Origin of the sequence: Bacteroides sp. AM16-13 (genome assembly GCF_003602705.1) — a bacterium.
Classification (GTDB): domain Bacteria; phylum Bacteroidota; class Bacteroidia; order Bacteroidales; family Bacteroidaceae; genus Bacteroides; species Bacteroides xylanisolvens.
On sequence record NZ_QTLK01000004.1, the window covers coordinates 17,630 to 33,262 of the forward strand.

A 15,633-nucleotide genomic window follows, 5' to 3' on the forward strand; every position below is an offset into this window, starting at 1 on the left:
ACGTTGAAAATTAAAAAAGTACTAGTGTCGCAGCCTAAGCCTGCGTCAGAGAAATCTCCCTATTACGACATAGCTGAAAAGTATGGCGTTAAAATAGATTTCCGACCATTTATTAAGGTTGAAAGTCTTTCGGCGAAAGAATTTCGGCAACAGAAAATTTCGATTCTCGACCACACTGCCGTAATATTCACTTCGCGCCATGCTATTGACCATTTTTTCACTTTGTGTACTGAATTGCGCGTGACAATTCCCGAAACGATGAAGTATTTCTGCGTGACGGAAGCTGTTGCATTGTATATTCAGAAATATGTGCAATACCGCAAGCGTAAGATCTTCTTCGGAGCTACCGGAAAGATTGAGGACCTGATACCTTCCATTGTGAAGCATAAAACGGAGAAATATCTCGTTCCGATGTCAGACGTACACAATGACGATGTGAAAAACTTGCTCGACAAGAATAACATTCAGCATACAGAAGCTGTGATGTACCGTACAGTGAGCAACGACTTTACACCGGACGAGGAGTTTGATTATGACATGTTAGTGTTCTTCAGCCCTGCCGGAGTGACTTCATTGAAGAAGAACTTCCCTGATTTTAATCAGAGAGAGATTAAGATCGGCACTTTCGGCTCTACTACCGCACAGGCTGTACGTGACGCAGGTCTCCGTCTGGACCTTGAAGCTCCTACGGTGCAGGCTCCGTCAATGACTGCCGCACTTGATATGTTTATCAGAGAAAACAATAAATAAACAGAGTGGGTATATATACTTTGTGTAAAGCCGAAAGGCTGAATAGTAAAATTTTGATCGGAAAGATGTTTGAAGGCGGCGTTTCGAAGTCGTTTTCCATCTTTCCGATACGCGTTGTATATATGCCTGTTGAGCAGGGCGAGGCTCCTGCTTCTATATTAATCAGCGTATCGAAACGTCGTTTTAAACGAGCGGTGAAACGCAACCGTGTGAAACGTCAGATACGTGAAGCCTACCGGAAGAACAAATCTCTCCTGGTGGACGAACTGCAACGTCGGGAGCAGCGGTTAGCCGTTGCCTTTATCTATCTGTCGGACGAGCTTATTGCAACTTCCGAATTGGAAGAAAAGATGAAAATAGCGCTTGCGCGCATCTCTGAAAAACTATCCTCATGAAACCTCGTAACTCCCGAATATCTGCCCTGTGGGTATTCGTAACGGGAATTTTGAGGAAAGTATTCTCTTTCTTGTTGCTTGTTCCCATCTACTTTTACCGGGTTTGTATTTCGCCTCTTACTCCTCCCTCTTGTCGATTCACGCCAACTTGCTCGGCTTATGCCGTCGAAGCAATTAAGAAACATGGTCCTATAAAGGGGCTTTATCTCGCTGTGCGACGTATTCTGCGGTGTCATCCCTGGGGTGGCTCCGGCTATGATCCCGTACCTTGAAACAACTGAAAGGAGAAATGAAAAATGAAAAAGAATATGACTGACATTTTGGATATTCATACTCATAAACAGGAGATTGACTCCCAAGGAAAATCCATCATCAATTATCCGCTATTAACGGACTCTCCATTGTATATGCCTTTGGCAAAGAATGCGGAAGTGGCGGTGAGCAGAGGGCTCCTGCTTGAAGAGTATTTAGGTTTTCTGAATGAGGGCGAGGGTTTGGTGGATGCTTTGTCTAACAATGTGTTCTCTGCTAGGAAAGGATATTATTATTCTGCCGGTATTCATCCTTGGGAGTTGGCAGAACGTAATGCCGATCAGCAATTGGCTTTTCTTCAGAAGCAGTTGAAGCATAAGCAGTTTGTGGCTGTAGGAGAGGCCGGGCTGGATAAGCTGGCAGCGGCTCCAATGGAACTGCAGTTGACAATGTTTAAGAAGCAGGTTCAGTTGTCGGAGAAGCATGGCTTGCCGTTGATTATCCACTGTGTGAGAGCGACGGATGAACTGCTGGCCGTGAAAAAAGAATTTCGTCCCCAACAAGCTTGGGTATGGCATGGTTTCCGTGGAAAACCGGAGCAGGCGATGCAGTTGTTGAAAAAGGGTTTTTATCTCTCTTTTGGAGAGTATTATCCTGATGAAACGATGCAGACAGTACCCGACGAACGGTTGTTTCTGGAAACGGACAACAGTTCGCTTGATATTGAAGATATCCTGTGCCGGGCAGCCAAAGTGCGTGGGGTAGAAGTGGAAGCGTTGCGTGAGACGATCCGCCGAAATATCCAAAATGTCTTTTTTAGGGCGTAAGAGTTGTATCTTCCGAGAAAGAGTCGTACTTTTGTCGCACATGGAATTGAAATACAATAAAAACCAAATAATTAAAGAGTAATACGATGAATTTTGTAGAAGAATTGAGATGGCGTGGCATGTTGCAGGACATTATGCCGGGAACGGAAGAGTTGTTAAGCAAAGAGCAGGTGACTGCCTATTTGGGTATCGACCCGACTGCCGATTCGCTACACATTGGTCACCTTTGTGGAGTGATGATCCTTCGTCATTTACAACGCTGCGGTCATAAGCCGCTGGCACTCATCGGTGGCGCTACAGGTATGATTGGAGACCCTTCCGGAAAATCTGCAGAACGTAACCTGCTGAACGAGGAAACATTGCGTCACAATCAGGCATGTATTAAAAATCAGCTTGCCAAGTTCCTCGACTTCGAGTCGGATGTACCTAACCGTGCCGAACTGGTGAACAATTACGACTGGATGAAAGATTTCACTTTCCTCGATTTTGTTCGCGAAGTAGGTAAGCACATCACTGTGAACTATATGATGGCAAAAGACTCTGTAAAACGCCGTCTGAATGGTGAAGCGCGTGATGGATTGTCATTTACCGAGTTCACTTATCAGTTGCTTCAAGGATATGACTTCCTTCATTTGTATGAAACAAAGGGCTGTAAGCTTCAGATGGGTGGTTCCGACCAATGGGGAAACATTACTACCGGTGCCGAATTGATCCGCCGTACCAATGGGGGAGAGGTGTTTGCACTGACTTGCCCGCTGATTACAAAAGCTGACGGCGGTAAGTTTGGTAAAACAGAATCCGGAAATATCTGGCTGGACCCTCGCTATACTTCACCTTACAAGTTCTATCAATTCTGGCTGAATGTAAGCGACTCCGATGCCGAACGTTACATCAAAATCTTCACTTCTATCGAAAAAGAAGAAATTGAAGCGTTGGTTGCCGAGCATCAGACAGCTCCGCACTTGCGTCTCCTTCAGAAACGTCTGGCTAAGGAAGTGACTGTGATGGTTCACTCTGAAGATGATTACAACGCAGCAGTAGACGCGTCGAACATATTGTTCGGTAACGCGACTTCGGAAGCTTTGCGCAAACTGGATGAAGATACTCTTCTTGCTGTATTCGAAGGAGTACCTCAATTTGAGATTTCACGTGACGCATTGGCGGAAGGAGTGAAGGCTGTCGACCTATTCGTTGATAATGCGGCCGTATTTGCGTCGAAAGGCGAAATGCGTAAGTTGGTTCAGGGCGGCGGCGTTTCGTTGAATAAGGAGAAGCTGGCGGCTTTCGATCAGGTGATTACAACTGCTGACTTGCTCGATGAGAAATATCTGCTTGTTCAGCGCGGCAAAAAGAACTATTATCTATTGATTGCAAAGTAATAATGCACGATTCACTCGATAGAACGTAAAAAAGTGAACGAAATATTTGGAGGTTTGCTTGCAAACCTCTATCTTTGCACCGCTTTTTAACAGAAAGCACATAAGTTTGGACTATGGTGTAATGGTAGCACAACAGGTTTTGGTTCTGTTTGTCCAAGTTCGAATCTTGGTAGTCCAACGAAGAAAAGCCCCGAAAGATGTCTCTTTCGGGGCTTTTTCTTTCGTGACTCTGAAGTCGTCGTTTTTGTATATCCTTATAAAATTGAAGGATATAGGGGATCAGCGTATATAGAATTCATTAATCTTATTTTATTCGTTATATTGACTATTTTAATGCTTATCGTGTTGGTCGTTGAATAGCTTATATTTTATTATAGAAGGTTCAAACTGTATTAGGTAGAAATCTCTCCCAAATCGTATTATAGTTCGTTAAAAAAGTGTACATTGCACAGATTCTGGACATTTTTGGTGGATAATTGGAACAAAATTGCAAGGTAAACCCGTTTTCTTTTGCTATTTTTGCATCGTGTACGTAAACGAAGTGCACGTAGAAAGAGAACTTATTCAATAACTATAAATAAATAAGGTATGAAAACGAACTATGAAATTCGCTATGCTGCGCATCCTGAAGATGCAAAAAGTTATGATACTACAAGAATCCGCAGAGATTTCTTAATCGAAAAGATATTTGTCCCCAATGAAGTAAATATGGTATATTCCATGTACGACCGTATGGTGGTAGGTGGTGCGCTGCCGATAGGAGAGGTGCTGACGCTTGAAGCAATCGATCCGCTGAAAGCTCCGTTCTTCCTCACCCGTCGCGAAATGGGTATCTACAATGTTGGTGGTCCTGGTATTGTGAAAGCAGGCGACGCGGAGTTCGAACTGGACTATAAAGAAGCTCTTTATCTGGGTTCGGGCGACCGTGAAGTGACTTTCGAAAGCAAAGACGCTGCCCATCCTGCAAAATTCTACTTCAACTCACTGACTGCACATCGCAACTATCCCGACCGCAAGGTGACGAAAGCCGATGCCGTAGTAGCTGAAATGGGTTCTTTGGAAGGCTCCAACCACCGTAATATCAATAAGATGCTGGTGAATCAGGTATTGCCCACCTGTCAGTTGCAGATGGGTATGACGGAGCTGGCTCCGGGAAGTGTATGGAACACGATGCCGGCCCACGTACACAGCCGTCGTATGGAAGCCTACTTCTATTTCGAGATTCCCGAAGATCATGCTATCTGCCACTTTATGGGTGAGGTAGGCGAAACACGCCACGTATGGATGAAAGGCGATCAGGCTGTTCTTTCGCCCGAATGGTCTATCCACTCGGCTGCTGCTACCCACAACTATACCTTTATCTGGGGAATGGGTGGTGAGAACCTCGACTATGGCGATCAGGACTTCTCGTTGATTACAGATTTGAAATAACAAATCCAATAGTTTTCCTAATTTAATAATAAAAAGAATTATGAATCAGTATTTGAATTTTTCTTTGGAAGGTAAAGTAGCGCTCGTTACAGGTGCTTCTTATGGTATCGGTTTTGCTATTGCTTCTGCATTCGCAGAACAAGGCGCTAAAGTTTGTTTTAACGACATCAATCAAGAGTTGGTAGACAAAGGAATGGCAGCTTATGCAGAAAAAGGTATCAAAGCTCACGGTTATGTATGCGACGTGACAGACGAACCGGCTGTTCAGGCTATGGTGGCTACGATTGCCAAAGAAGTAGGTACAATTGATATCCTTGTAAATAATGCAGGTATTATCCGTCGTGTTCCTATGCACGAGATGGATGCTGCTGATTTCCGTCGTGTAATCGACATCGACTTGAATGCTCCGTTCATCGTTGCTAAGGCTGTTCTTCCTGCTATGATGGAAAAACGTGCAGGTAAGATCATCAACATCTGCTCTATGATGTCCGAACTGGGTCGTGAAACTGTATCTGCTTACGCTGCCGCTAAGGGTGGACTGAAGATGCTGACTCGCAATATCTGCTCTGAATATGGTGAATACAACATTCAGTGTAACGGTATCGGCCCGGGTTACATCGCTACTCCGCAAACTGCTCCTCTTCGTGAGAAACAAGCAGACGGAAGCCGTCACCCATTCGATTCATTCATCTGCGCCAAGACTCCTGCCGGTCGTTGGTTGGATCCAGAAGAACTGACAGGTCCTGCTGTATTCCTTGCTTCTGAAGCTTCTAACGCTGTCAACGGCCACGTTCTTTATGTAGATGGTGGTATCCTTGCTTATATCGGAAAACAGCCGAAATAATGTAAGATAGAAGAGATTCCGATAAGGTGATAGAATGGCAAAGAGCATCCTCTTTTCATCTGTCACCTTATTTTTTATCATTCCCTTTGCAGGAGCTATAGGACCGACTTATTGGACATATATGCCCAACGTGTTGAACATATATATCCAACACGTTGGATATATATAGCTGATGCGTTGGATCTATATATCCAACAGATGCGGATATAATAGCCTCTATTTGCAAAGTATATATTATTCATTCAATATAGACTAATTATGAAAAAGATATTAATTCTGTTTGCTGTAGTCTTGATAGGGTTTGCTTCTTGTGCCGACAGTAAACAGTCAATGACAATCACAGTGACCAATCCGCTGGCTCTTGAACGGGTGGGGGAGATGGTTGAAGTGCCGATGAGCGATGTTGTTGCCAAGTTGAAACTGGCAGATACAGCGCAGATTGTAGTGCTTGATGTTGACGGTCAGCAAGTGCCTTATCAGGTGACGTATGACGAAAAGGTTGTTTTCCCCGCTACGGTAGAAGCGAACGGAACGGCTGTTTACACTATTCAACCGGGTACACCGGCGCCTTTCGATGTCGTTGCTTGCGGTAAATATTATCCCGAACGTCTGGACGACGTTGCCTGGGAGAATGATCTTGGCGGATTCCGTGCGTATGGTCCTGCCTTGCAAGCCCGTGGAGAGCGTGGTTTTGGCTACGATCTTTTCACGAAGTACAACACAACGGAACCGATTCTGGAATCTCTCTATGCGGAAGAACTGAATCCTGAAAAGCGTGCCAAGATAGCTGAATTGAAAAAGACAGATCCTAAAGCTGCCTCCGAACTACAAAAAGCTATCTCTTACCATATCGATCATGGATATGGCATGGATTGCTATGCCGTAGGACCTACGTTGGGTGCCGGTGTTGCTGCTCTGATGGCAGGTGACACTATTATCTATCCTTACTGCTATCGTACACAGGAAATCCTTGATAATGGTCCGCTGCGTTTCACGGTGAAGCTGGAATTTAATCCGCTGGTAGTTCGTGGAGACTCTAATGTAGTGGAGACTCGTGTAATCTCACTGGATGCGGGTTCTTATCTCAACAAAACGATTGTTTCATATACCAATCTGAAAGAAGCAATGCCGGTGACTACCGGACTTGTATTGCGTGAACCGGACGGTGCGACTGTGGCAGATGCTGCCAATGGCTATATCACTTACGTAGATCCTACAACAGATCGTAGCGGTGCAAACGGCAAGATATTTGTCGGTGCTGCATTTCCTGCACAGGTGAAAGAAGCGAAAGTGGTTCTTCTTTCTGAAAAGGAAAAGAAAGAACGTGGCGGAGCCGACGGTCATGTTTTGGCTATCAGCGAATATGAGCCGGGTTCTGAATATACTTATTATTGGGGTTCTGCCTGGGATAAGGCCGCTATCAAGACTCCGGATGCCTGGAATAAATATATGGCTGAATATGCGCAGAAGTTGCGTACTCCGCTGACAGTAGCATATTGATGTGTTGAATTGCTTTTCCAATAGATTAAGCAAAGGTTTCTTTGGTAAAAAGAAACCTTTGCTTAATTTTATCTTCCTGAAAAAGAAAGAAAGTTTTTGCGTTATAACGCCTTTGAATTATCTCGTAAAAGCGTGTTGTTCGTAATATTCGTATGTTGTTCCATCTTCTTTCTCTTTTTCACGAAGTTCATAGACTAATTCATTCTCTGTCATAGTGGTCACTGTCCACACTTCTGTGTAATTATCCTCTTCAGTGTCGATGAGAGTCAGCTTATTACCGGAGTAGCTCCATGTACCATGATAATAACTAGTACTTCCGGAAGAGTTATAGACATCTTTTTCTACATACGTACCATCTTCCTTGAACTCTATGGAATAACGGTTGGTTCCATTTACAAAATCTTCTTTAGAGTCACTTACCTTTTCACCATCTTCCCATTCTTGTGAAAGATAATACACTCCATTCCATGTTCCTAACAATAAATCGCGTGAACCGACAGCGTCATCGTCGTCGTCGCCACAGGAATAAATGCTGAACGACAGTAATACTACAACTATGCAAACAGTTGCTTTCCAGATTGTTTTCATAATAAATTGTTTTAATTGTTTGATTTTGAGATGATTTGTTTTTTAGACTCTATTTGATAATAGTTTCCACATGTCCGTTCTTGAAGAACAGGTAGAACGAGCTGGAATACATCCATTGCACTTCTCCATTTGATTCTTGAATAGTCTGCGGTTTGCCGAAAGCCAGTAGACATTCATCTTCCGTCATGCCTTTCACCGGCTTGTTGATATTGATTTCATTCCAGTGAGTAATCGGTGAAAGCTGGTTCGTTATGATGAAGTCGAACATTTTGTTCAATACTTGCGATTCAACCTGTACGAAGTCATCCATGATTTCTTTGTGAGATGCTTTCTTGCCCGGTTGTAGCTTCTCCATAGGAGTGATTTTTTTCATTATCACTGCTGATGACTCTATCCGTATATTGGAAAGATAATAAACCAGTTTACCGTCCTTTACTTGAAACAGGGCTTTGCAATAGTAAGTATTCTTTTGGCTTGAGTCTGCCTGCGAGGCAAGTATCAGATCGCAACTGAAGTTTTTAGCCGGTACGTTGACCTCCGCTATTCCTTCCCGTAACTGTGGGCAGACATTCTTGACGATCCATAGCAGTGCATTAGCGTAGATGTTTTCGTCTTGCATATCGCTGAAAGGGGTAAATCCGCTGACCACATATTTATTGCCGTCTGCACTGACAGGATAGCTCTTTTTCTGTTCGGTGAAAGTCTGTGCTATCAGTGGGATAATTCCTACCAGTAGATACAAGATTACCAGAAATTGTCGTTTGGTCATCATATTCCGTTCTTTTTAAGAAAACAGCATCCACGGCCCTTTTTGTGAAAAGAAAAGATCGTGGACGCTGAATAAATAATATGGTTTATTGAGGTTTGGTTGTCCTTAGAAGGCAATACCCAGACGAATCATAAAGTTACTGGTCTTGAATCCGTCGGCATCGCTGAATGCATCTATAAATCCGCGTTGATAGGTAAGATCCAGATTGAAACGGTCATACCAGACTCCTACGCCGATATTCATACCTGCATCAAAATGATTGTAGTCAACCTCCATATAATCTGCATAATCACCCCAACTGATGCTTTCTCCATCTTCTTTCATTTTGCTTGTGTAATCGTAACTAGCGAAGACTCCTACATGCGGGTCGATACGGACGTTGTCCGCCACAGCAAATTTCCATCCGAATGTGAACGGAGAATATTGTATGTTGTGAGCCATACATTTCGTGTCGTCCACTTTGAAACCACGGGAGCCAAGTCCAAACTCCATCCCCCAGTATCCTCCTGTACTGCCTAAAGGCTTCTGATAACCAAATGTTGCGTTATATCCGATGTTTGAATCAGCTCCTTCGGCTCCGTCACCGGAGAAGTTCATGATATTCAGGCCTGCACGTAAGAACCATTGTGTGCTGCTGGCTTGCTTTTCAGTTTTGACGATTGCACTTCTGGATGATACGATTTGCGCTTGAGTTCCTACGCACAATAAGAGTGCGGCAACCATTGATAATACTTTTTTCATTGTTATTGATATTTTAGTGATTAATTCTTATTCTTAACGACGGGCGCTATCTGGCTTTTTCCATCTGTGGGTGACAACTTCTGTAGGCGAATCCATTCGTAATCGTCCTTAGTGGCCGGATGCCAGTTGACGAAGATTCCGGGATAACCTACCACTGTAACCGTGTACCCACCTGTTTTTTCATTATCTTCCACTTTGAAAGTGGCTCCCATGATGACATCGCAGTTATATTTGATGGTGGACAGATACGTCCCCCATGCACGGATGTTGTCAAGTTCTCCTTTCATGGCGATTTCCACTTCCTCTTTGCTTAGTGTCCATTCATCCTTGATCCGTCCCTTATCTTCCAGTATTTTCACCTCGACAACTGTAGGTTTGACACAAACTTCAGTAACTGCATCGCCTGCACGTGCCTGTGCATCACGAAACTTGAAGACCGTCTTTTGCGCATGGGCTCCGACGGCACAACCGACAACCAGAGCAATAATCAGAAATAGTTTTTTCGTTTTCATGTCCTTTTGTGATTATATGTTAATATGCCTGCAAAGGTATGCGAAAGGAGTATACTACCGGGTGAAAACATAGTTCCAAGAACGATACGAAATTGTATCCTATTTGGATACACTGGGGAAGCTTCCGGTGTTGATACTGTCAGACAGATCGCGGAAGAAATCGTGGCCGAGGATGTAGGAGATGCGCCAGAGCAGGTGGATGTCGATATTCTCTTTCCGGAATATCTTGTAAACATTGGGGCGTGTGCAGCATAGTTGGGTAGCGAACCAAGTGACGGTGCGTCCCTGTTCGTGAAGCGTGCGTTCAATAAGTTGTCCTGCATGAATCATGTGCCTATTCTGCTTATGTGTGTCCCCCGGACTCCCGTTGGGCGGACAATTCAATCTATTATTGACAGGAATATATAGAAATGGCGTGGGAATCTCTCACCTTCGTCCGTTCCATGTTCAAGGCCTTCGCAATGCCAATTATCGGGAACGAACAACGCAGAAAGCCCACGCCGATATGTACAACACCCGTAGCCTCCCTTTGTTTATCAAAGTGAGGCACGGATGTATATAAATACACATCAGGAGGACGTCTTTGTTGCTGTTAGTCATTCCGATAGGTCAAAGTTTGCGAAGTTTTGAACATAAATGACAAACGCTTGTAAACGTCTTCTCAATATAAACATCTCTCCCTCGCCACCCGGAGGTCTTCTGCGGAAGAGACCGTTGCAAATGTATAAAAAAATACGGATGGAAAAGGTAATGTGAATCAGAAACTTTTTGAATACTGGTTATTTTGCCCTCTTTTTTTCCTTTGCCGGGCGAAATGCGCTTGTACTGACATCTTATAAGAAAGAGGAGTGATCTCCCAATTTCGGGCACGAAACAGGCCTTAAACAACAAAAGCCGGGGCGCAAGACCTCGGCTTATATTTTTATCTTCTTATCAGGGAGCTTTTTGGCTCATTGGAGACTTTTTTTCAAAAATCTCTGTTCTTATCGAAGTTTCTGTTTTCTCAAAGATTGTTATTATAACACCTTGAATTCATACCCTTCCTCTTTCAGGAATTCAATGGCACGAGGAAGTGCATACTGCAGGTTACCGTTATTCCAAGACTTCAGCGAATCATGGAAAGTGATGATGGAACCGTTGCGTGCATAGCGCTTCACATTGTTCAATACCTGTTCCGGGCGCATCCGTTTACTATAATCACGAGTCACGAGATCCCACATGATAATGCGGTAATGATAGCGCAAGGTATAATACTGCCGGAACCCCATGTGTCCGTGTGGCGGACGGAAGAGATCGGAATGGATAATTTCGTCTACCTTTCTGGCGTTTGCGAGGTAATCCGGATTAGAATATTCAAATCCACGGATGTGGTTGAAGGTATGGTTACCGATGCGGTGTCCGTGTTCTACCACTATCCGGTATTCATCCGGGTGCTTGCGTATATTGTCGCCTACCATAAAGAAGGTAGCTTTAATATGATGCTTTTCCAATACTTCCAGTACCCAGGGAGTTACTTCAGGGATGGGGCCGTCGTCAAAAGTCAGATAGACTGCCCGTTCATTCGGATCCATCCGGAAGATAGCTTGTGGATACAACGCCCGGAAAAGCCAAGGTGGTTGTTCTATAAACATGAGAGTCTGTGTTAAACAAGTATTAAGTAATAAGTATTAAGTATTATCCATGCGGAAAACATATCGGAAGCTATGGTAATACTTAATACCTGATACTTAATACTTACTATTTATTTCCCTTTCATTCTTGTCACGTACTCGTTATAAAGTTGGTCGAGCTGCGTGGAGTAATGTTTCGCGAGTTCTTCTGATTTGTATTTTTCCATTAAGCGGACTTCGGCGTCAAGCAAGCTGGCGTTGTACACGAAGTTTTCGCCGGCGATGGCAAGCTGGTTATCGTTCAGGCTAAGATACCAGATCATGTATTCGAGCGATTTGTTGGCAAGCTCGTCGATGATCTTGTTGGCTTTTTCGTTCTGTCCCAGTTGGTAATAAGATTCTGCCATTTGGAAGGCGCCGTTTGCCCAGTCGTACGGTACGTTGTATGACGGAATCATCTTTTCGGCGTAGTCGAGTGCGGCGAGTGCCTTATCCTTCTTGCCTTCTTTGATAAGCTGGCCTACAAGTTGAGTGAAGATACGGCGGTGCGTGTAGCACATACGCATCACGTTCTCGTCGATATAGATACCCGGTTTGTCGATACCGCCGAACTTGAACTTGTTCATCAGGTTGTCGTACATCTTTTCGCTGTCAATCTTGCTGTCCAGTTTGTCCGTATCGAACGGTGTGAAACGGTAGGCAAGACCTTCCTGCATAAAGTGGTTGCCCATGCCCAGATGGTTTTCGCTTCCTACGGTGATTGCCATATAGATAGGACGTTCCCAGTTGGCATTGGCAAGCATTTCAAGCATCATCAGTTCACTCTTGTAGAGGGCGCGTTTCGGGTTGCCGTTGGCGTCTCTAAGGGTGATTGTCATGTATTCGGGGATAGAATCGCCCAGAGCTTCCGGTATCTTCATGCCGGAGCGGCGTACGGCTTCTTTGTCCACCTTCATTACGATGCTGTCCGTAGGGATAAGCGGCAGTTGGATATCTTTTCCAGTCTTTTTGAGAAGCTCTTTCAACTGGTCGTTCTTGCCGAGCATCCAGCGGTTGATGATTTCTTTCAATTCGTATGGATTCTCACCGAAAATGGAGTGAACGAGTGATAATATGGTAGTGTCTCCCTGTGCAGCCAGTTCGTTTGCCTGTTTGAAATAGCTGTCGATAAAGGCCTTCATTTCCGTACGGATAGGGATATATTCATTTTGTCCTTCCACATATTCCACACGGTCCCAAGTGATAGGAAGCGACGGGGAATCGTAGGCCGGGCGTTTCATTTGGTCGATATACCAGTCTGTTTGCAAGTAACTTAGGTTACAGGTGCGGGCATCTGTACGGAAGCCTTCTGTTTCCTGGTTGTACCACAATGGGAAAGTATCATTATCACCATTGGTATAGATAATCGGATTTCCTTTTTCTTGTAAGGTCATCAGGTAGTTCTGTCCGAAGTCGCGGGCAACGAAGCGTCCGCTACGGTCGTGGTCATCCCAAGTCTGTCCCGCCATCTGGATGGGGACGAACAAACAGAGCACTGAAGCCAGTACGGCTGCCGGAAGTTCCTGCATCTTACAGTATTCTCGCAGCATACGGATGATACCTGCCACTCCCATACCTACCCAGATGGCAAAGGCGTAGAACGAACCGGCATACGCATAATCTCGTTCACGGGGTTGTGCAGGGGTTTGGTTGAGGTAGAGCACGATGGCGATACCTGTCATGAAGAACAGGAAGAAGACCACCCAGAATTGCTGGATACCCCGCTGGCTATGATAAGCCTGCCAGAAGAGTCCGATTAAGCCGAGAATCAGCGGCAGACAGTAGAATACATTGTGTCCTTTATTGTTTTTGAGATCCTGCGGAAGCAGTTCCTGATTGCCTACCAGCAAGTTGTCGATAAACGGAATACCGGTGATCCAGTTGCCGTGTTCAATTTCTCCGCTACCTTGTATGTCGTTCTGCCGTCCGGCAAAGTTCCACATGAAATAACGCCAGTACATGAAGTTCAACTGGTAGGAGAAGAAGAATTTGATATTTTCCCATTGGTTAGGCATGTTCACCATTACCATTTCTCCACACTGGTCGTAAGGAACGTCGTGTCCTTTGATGTCTACCCATTGCTTGTAGAGTGGTGCGTGTGACGAGCTGTACATACGCGGGAAAAACATATTCTGTGCATATTCGTATTCCACACGTCCGGGAAGTTCGATATAAGAGTCTTTTTCGTCGGGAGAAGTCTTTTCCTTGCGGACAAACTTGCTTCCTGCTTCCGACTGGCGCGGAATACAATAGCCGTCTTTTACGTCGAGTGCCACTTTCGAAGAGAAAGCAGGACCGTAGAAGAGCGGACGGGTTCCGTATTGTTCACGGCCGAGGTATTCGCCTAGGGTGAATATATCCTCCGGTGAGTTTTGGTCCATCGGAGTGTTGGCAGTAGAACGGATAACGATCAGTGCGTAAGAAGAATACCCGATCACGATCATCATGGTGCACAGCAAGGCTGTGTTCATGGTGCGGGCGGTGATACGCCATCTCTCTTTGATTTTAGCCTGTACACTCGGAGCAAGATAAAGTCCCAGTGCGGCAATAACCAAAATACCGATGATGATACTGCTGGCTCCGTGTCCGTAGAATGGGATACCCAGCAAAGCGATCGTCAGGATAAAGGAGATAGCCATGCGCGTTTTGTTCTTTTCGGTGTAACTTTCGTATACACCCCAAATCAGAGCGGCCGCAAGCAGAATGATATAAACCACTACGCCCGAATTGAATGACATTCCGAGTCCGTTGACGAACAACAGTTCAAACCAGCCACCTACTTTCACGATACCCGGTACGATGCCGTAAAGCACGGCTGCAACGAGCACCATTGAACCTAATAGCGCTATTAACGAACCTTTGGCGGTAGCATTCGGCGTTTTTTTGTAGTAGTATACCAATACGATGGCAGGCAGACAAAGCAAGTTCAATAAGTGCACACCGATACTCAATCCGGTCAGATAGGCAATGAGGATAATCCAACGGTCGCTGTGCGGCTGGTCGGCTACGTCTTCCCATTTCAGAATCAACCAGAAAACAACAGCGGTAAAGAGGGAGGAGAAGGCATATACTTCACCTTCCACGGCCGAGAACCAGAATGTGTCACTGAATGTATAAACCAGTGCACCGATCAGTCCGCTACCCATCACTGTGATAAGCTGTCCTTTGGTGATATTGTTTTCGTCAGTGATAACCAGTTTGCGTACCAGGTGGGTGATGCTCCAGAAAAGGAACAGGATACAGGCGCCACTCATGAGGGCACTCATGTAATTCACCATTTTAGCAACAGTTGTTACGTCGGAAGCAAATTGAGAAAACAGATTCGCCACTAGCATGAAGAAAGGCGCGCCGGGCGGGTGTCCGACTTCCAGTTTATAGCCGGTGGTTATGAACTCCGGGCAATCCCAGAAACTTGCGGTCGGTTCTATTGTCAGGCAGTAGACGGTTGCCGCAATGATGAATGTAAGCCAACCCATAAGGTTGTTTACGGTTCTGTACTGTTTCATTAGCACTATCGTAGTTTATTCGTTAAAAACAAATTATGAGGTCGCAAAGATAGTGATTTGTAAGGATAATGAGGAAGAAAGTAAGAAATATTAAGTAACGGAGGGGTGATTTACTATCTCTTTCACTCTTCCGGAAGGCGGGAACTTGTGTGTTGGCAAGTAAGGAATTTGTTTTTAGCCCTTTAATAAATAAGCTCTGGTGTATTAGAGATAAACTTCCTTTATCCTGTTAGTGAACTTCTTTTGCCTTAATAACAAACTTCCTTTTCATTAGTCATAAACTATAATTGCAAGTTTTGTTTTTATAAATGAAACTTGCAATTATAAAAACAAAGCTTGCAATTTTATAAACGTAACTTGCGTTTATAGATTATCCTTAGTCAAGCATAACTTTCCTGTTAGAGAAGAACAAGTTTACTATTAATACAACGGAAGTTTACTATTAATAGCTTGGCCGTTAGGTGTTAACACTTGTAATATCAGCTGTTAA

15 protein-coding genes and 1 tRNA gene are annotated in these 15,633 nt (G+C 44.5%); 9 read left to right on the forward strand and 7 right to left on the reverse strand.

What is annotated here, in order from left to right; genetic code table 11:
• Positions 1-3 precede the first annotated feature (3 nt).
• The 9 genes from DW173_RS03820 (at position 4) to DW173_RS03860 (ending at position 7,378) form a co-directional block, all read left to right on the forward strand.
• Positions 4-750, forward strand: coding sequence for a uroporphyrinogen-III synthase (locus DW173_RS03820; protein WP_008023747.1), 747 nt, complete (start codon positions 4-6; stop codon positions 748-750).
• Positions 751-755: 5 nt separating this feature from the next.
• A complete protein-coding gene (gene rnpA / locus DW173_RS03825; RefSeq protein WP_009040713.1) occupies positions 756-1,145 on the forward strand; it encodes a ribonuclease P protein component in 390 nt (129 codons plus the stop codon).
• Positions 1,142-1,417, forward strand: a complete 276-nt coding sequence (gene yidD / locus DW173_RS03830) for a membrane protein insertion efficiency factor YidD (RefSeq protein WP_008023749.1) — start codon at positions 1,142-1,144, stop codon at positions 1,415-1,417. The genes rnpA and yidD overlap by 4 nt, the downstream gene beginning before the upstream one ends.
• Positions 1,418-1,441: 24 nt before the next feature.
• On the forward strand, positions 1,442-2,224 hold the full coding sequence (locus DW173_RS03835) for a TatD family hydrolase (protein WP_120143779.1): 783 nt from the start codon (positions 1,442-1,444) through the stop codon (positions 2,222-2,224).
• An 86-nt stretch (positions 2,225-2,310) separates the two neighbouring features.
• On the forward strand, positions 2,311-3,603 hold the full coding sequence (gene tyrS, locus DW173_RS03840) for a tyrosine--tRNA ligase (protein WP_120143781.1): 1,293 nt from the start codon (positions 2,311-2,313) through the stop codon (positions 3,601-3,603).
• A gap of 107 nt (positions 3,604-3,710) precedes the next feature.
• Positions 3,711-3,781: transfer RNA gene (locus DW173_RS03845), tRNA-Gln, on the forward strand.
• A gap of 410 nt (positions 3,782-4,191) precedes the next feature.
• Complete coding sequence (gene kduI / locus DW173_RS03850; protein ID WP_120143782.1) at positions 4,192-5,034, forward strand: 5-dehydro-4-deoxy-D-glucuronate isomerase; 843 nt, start codon at positions 4,192-4,194, stop codon at positions 5,032-5,034.
• A gap of 40 nt (positions 5,035-5,074) precedes the next feature.
• Positions 5,075-5,878, forward strand: a complete 804-nt coding sequence (locus tag DW173_RS03855; protein ID WP_049701506.1) for a gluconate 5-dehydrogenase — start codon at positions 5,075-5,077, stop codon at positions 5,876-5,878.
• 258 nt (positions 5,879-6,136) lie between these two features.
• Positions 6,137-7,378 (forward strand): DUF4861 domain-containing protein, encoded by a 1,242-nt coding sequence (locus DW173_RS03860; RefSeq protein ID WP_120143784.1) that lies wholly within the window; start codon positions 6,137-6,139, stop codon positions 7,376-7,378.
• A gap of 117 nt (positions 7,379-7,495) precedes the next feature.
• Here the strand turns inward: DW173_RS03860 and DW173_RS03865 are convergent, their stop codons facing one another.
• From DW173_RS03865 to DW173_RS03905, 7 genes are all read right to left on the reverse strand, one after another.
• Positions 7,496-7,966 carry a lipocalin family protein gene (locus tag DW173_RS03865; RefSeq protein ID WP_049701508.1) on the reverse strand — a complete coding sequence of 157 codons (471 nt, stop codon included), beginning with the start codon at positions 7,964-7,966 and terminating at the stop codon, positions 7,496-7,498.
• A gap of 49 nt (positions 7,967-8,015) precedes the next feature.
• Positions 8,016-8,735 (reverse strand): hypothetical protein, encoded by a 720-nt coding sequence (locus DW173_RS03870; protein WP_369904567.1) that lies wholly within the window; start codon positions 8,733-8,735, stop codon positions 8,016-8,018.
• A 105-nt stretch (positions 8,736-8,840) separates the two neighbouring features.
• Complete coding sequence (locus DW173_RS03875) at positions 8,841-9,476, reverse strand: outer membrane beta-barrel protein (protein ID WP_008641585.1); 636 nt, start codon at positions 9,474-9,476, stop codon at positions 8,841-8,843.
• A 20-nt stretch (positions 9,477-9,496) separates the two neighbouring features.
• On the reverse strand, positions 9,497-9,988 hold the full coding sequence (locus DW173_RS23905) for a hypothetical protein (protein WP_192923113.1): 492 nt from the start codon (positions 9,986-9,988) through the stop codon (positions 9,497-9,499).
• Positions 9,989-10,087: 99 nt separating this feature from the next.
• Positions 10,088-10,318, reverse strand: a complete 231-nt coding sequence (locus tag DW173_RS03890; RefSeq protein ID WP_004313711.1) for a hypothetical protein — start codon at positions 10,316-10,318, stop codon at positions 10,088-10,090.
• Positions 10,319-11,004: 686 nt separating this feature from the next.
• Positions 11,005-11,619, reverse strand: a complete 615-nt coding sequence (locus tag DW173_RS03900) for a polysaccharide deacetylase family protein (RefSeq protein WP_120143789.1) — start codon at positions 11,617-11,619, stop codon at positions 11,005-11,007.
• A gap of 110 nt (positions 11,620-11,729) precedes the next feature.
• Positions 11,730-15,143, reverse strand: a complete 3,414-nt coding sequence (locus tag DW173_RS03905; protein WP_120143791.1) for a DUF2723 domain-containing protein — start codon at positions 15,141-15,143, stop codon at positions 11,730-11,732.
• Positions 15,144-15,633 lie beyond the last annotated feature (490 nt).

What these genes read in the sequence shown, in the direction of transcription:
- yidD (WP_008023749.1), top strand. Translation starts at nt 1,142, where the DNA reads ATGAAACCTCGTAACTCCCGAATATCTGCCCTGTGGGTATTCGTAACG.
- DW173_RS03835 (WP_120143779.1), top strand. Translation starts at nt 1,442, where the DNA reads ATGAAAAAGAATATGACTGACATTTTGGATATTCATACTCATAAACAG.
- tyrS (WP_120143781.1), top strand. Translation starts at nt 2,311, where the DNA reads ATGAATTTTGTAGAAGAATTGAGATGGCGTGGCATGTTGCAGGACATT.
- kduI (WP_120143782.1), top strand. Translation starts at nt 4,192, where the DNA reads ATGAAAACGAACTATGAAATTCGCTATGCTGCGCATCCTGAAGATGCA.
- DW173_RS03855 (WP_049701506.1), top strand. Translation starts at nt 5,075, where the DNA reads ATGAATCAGTATTTGAATTTTTCTTTGGAAGGTAAAGTAGCGCTCGTT.
- DW173_RS03860 (WP_120143784.1), top strand. Translation starts at nt 6,137, where the DNA reads ATGAAAAAGATATTAATTCTGTTTGCTGTAGTCTTGATAGGGTTTGCT.
- DW173_RS03865 (WP_049701508.1), bottom strand. Translation starts at nt 7,966, where the DNA reads ATGAAAACAATCTGGAAAGCAACTGTTTGCATAGTTGTAGTATTACTG.
- DW173_RS03870 (WP_369904567.1), bottom strand. Translation starts at nt 8,735, where the DNA reads ATGACCAAACGACAATTTCTGGTAATCTTGTATCTACTGGTAGGAATT.
- DW173_RS03875 (WP_008641585.1), bottom strand. Translation starts at nt 9,476, where the DNA reads ATGAAAAAAGTATTATCAATGGTTGCCGCACTCTTATTGTGCGTAGGA.
- DW173_RS23905 (WP_192923113.1), bottom strand. Translation starts at nt 9,988, where the DNA reads ATGAAAACGAAAAAACTATTTCTGATTATTGCTCTGGTTGTCGGTTGT.
- DW173_RS03890 (WP_004313711.1), bottom strand. Translation starts at nt 10,318, where the DNA reads ATGATTCATGCAGGACAACTTATTGAACGCACGCTTCACGAACAGGGA.
- DW173_RS03900 (WP_120143789.1), bottom strand. Translation starts at nt 11,619, where the DNA reads ATGTTTATAGAACAACCACCTTGGCTTTTCCGGGCGTTGTATCCACAA.
- DW173_RS03905 (WP_120143791.1), bottom strand. Translation starts at nt 15,143, where the DNA reads ATGAAACAGTACAGAACCGTAAACAACCTTATGGGTTGGCTTACATTC.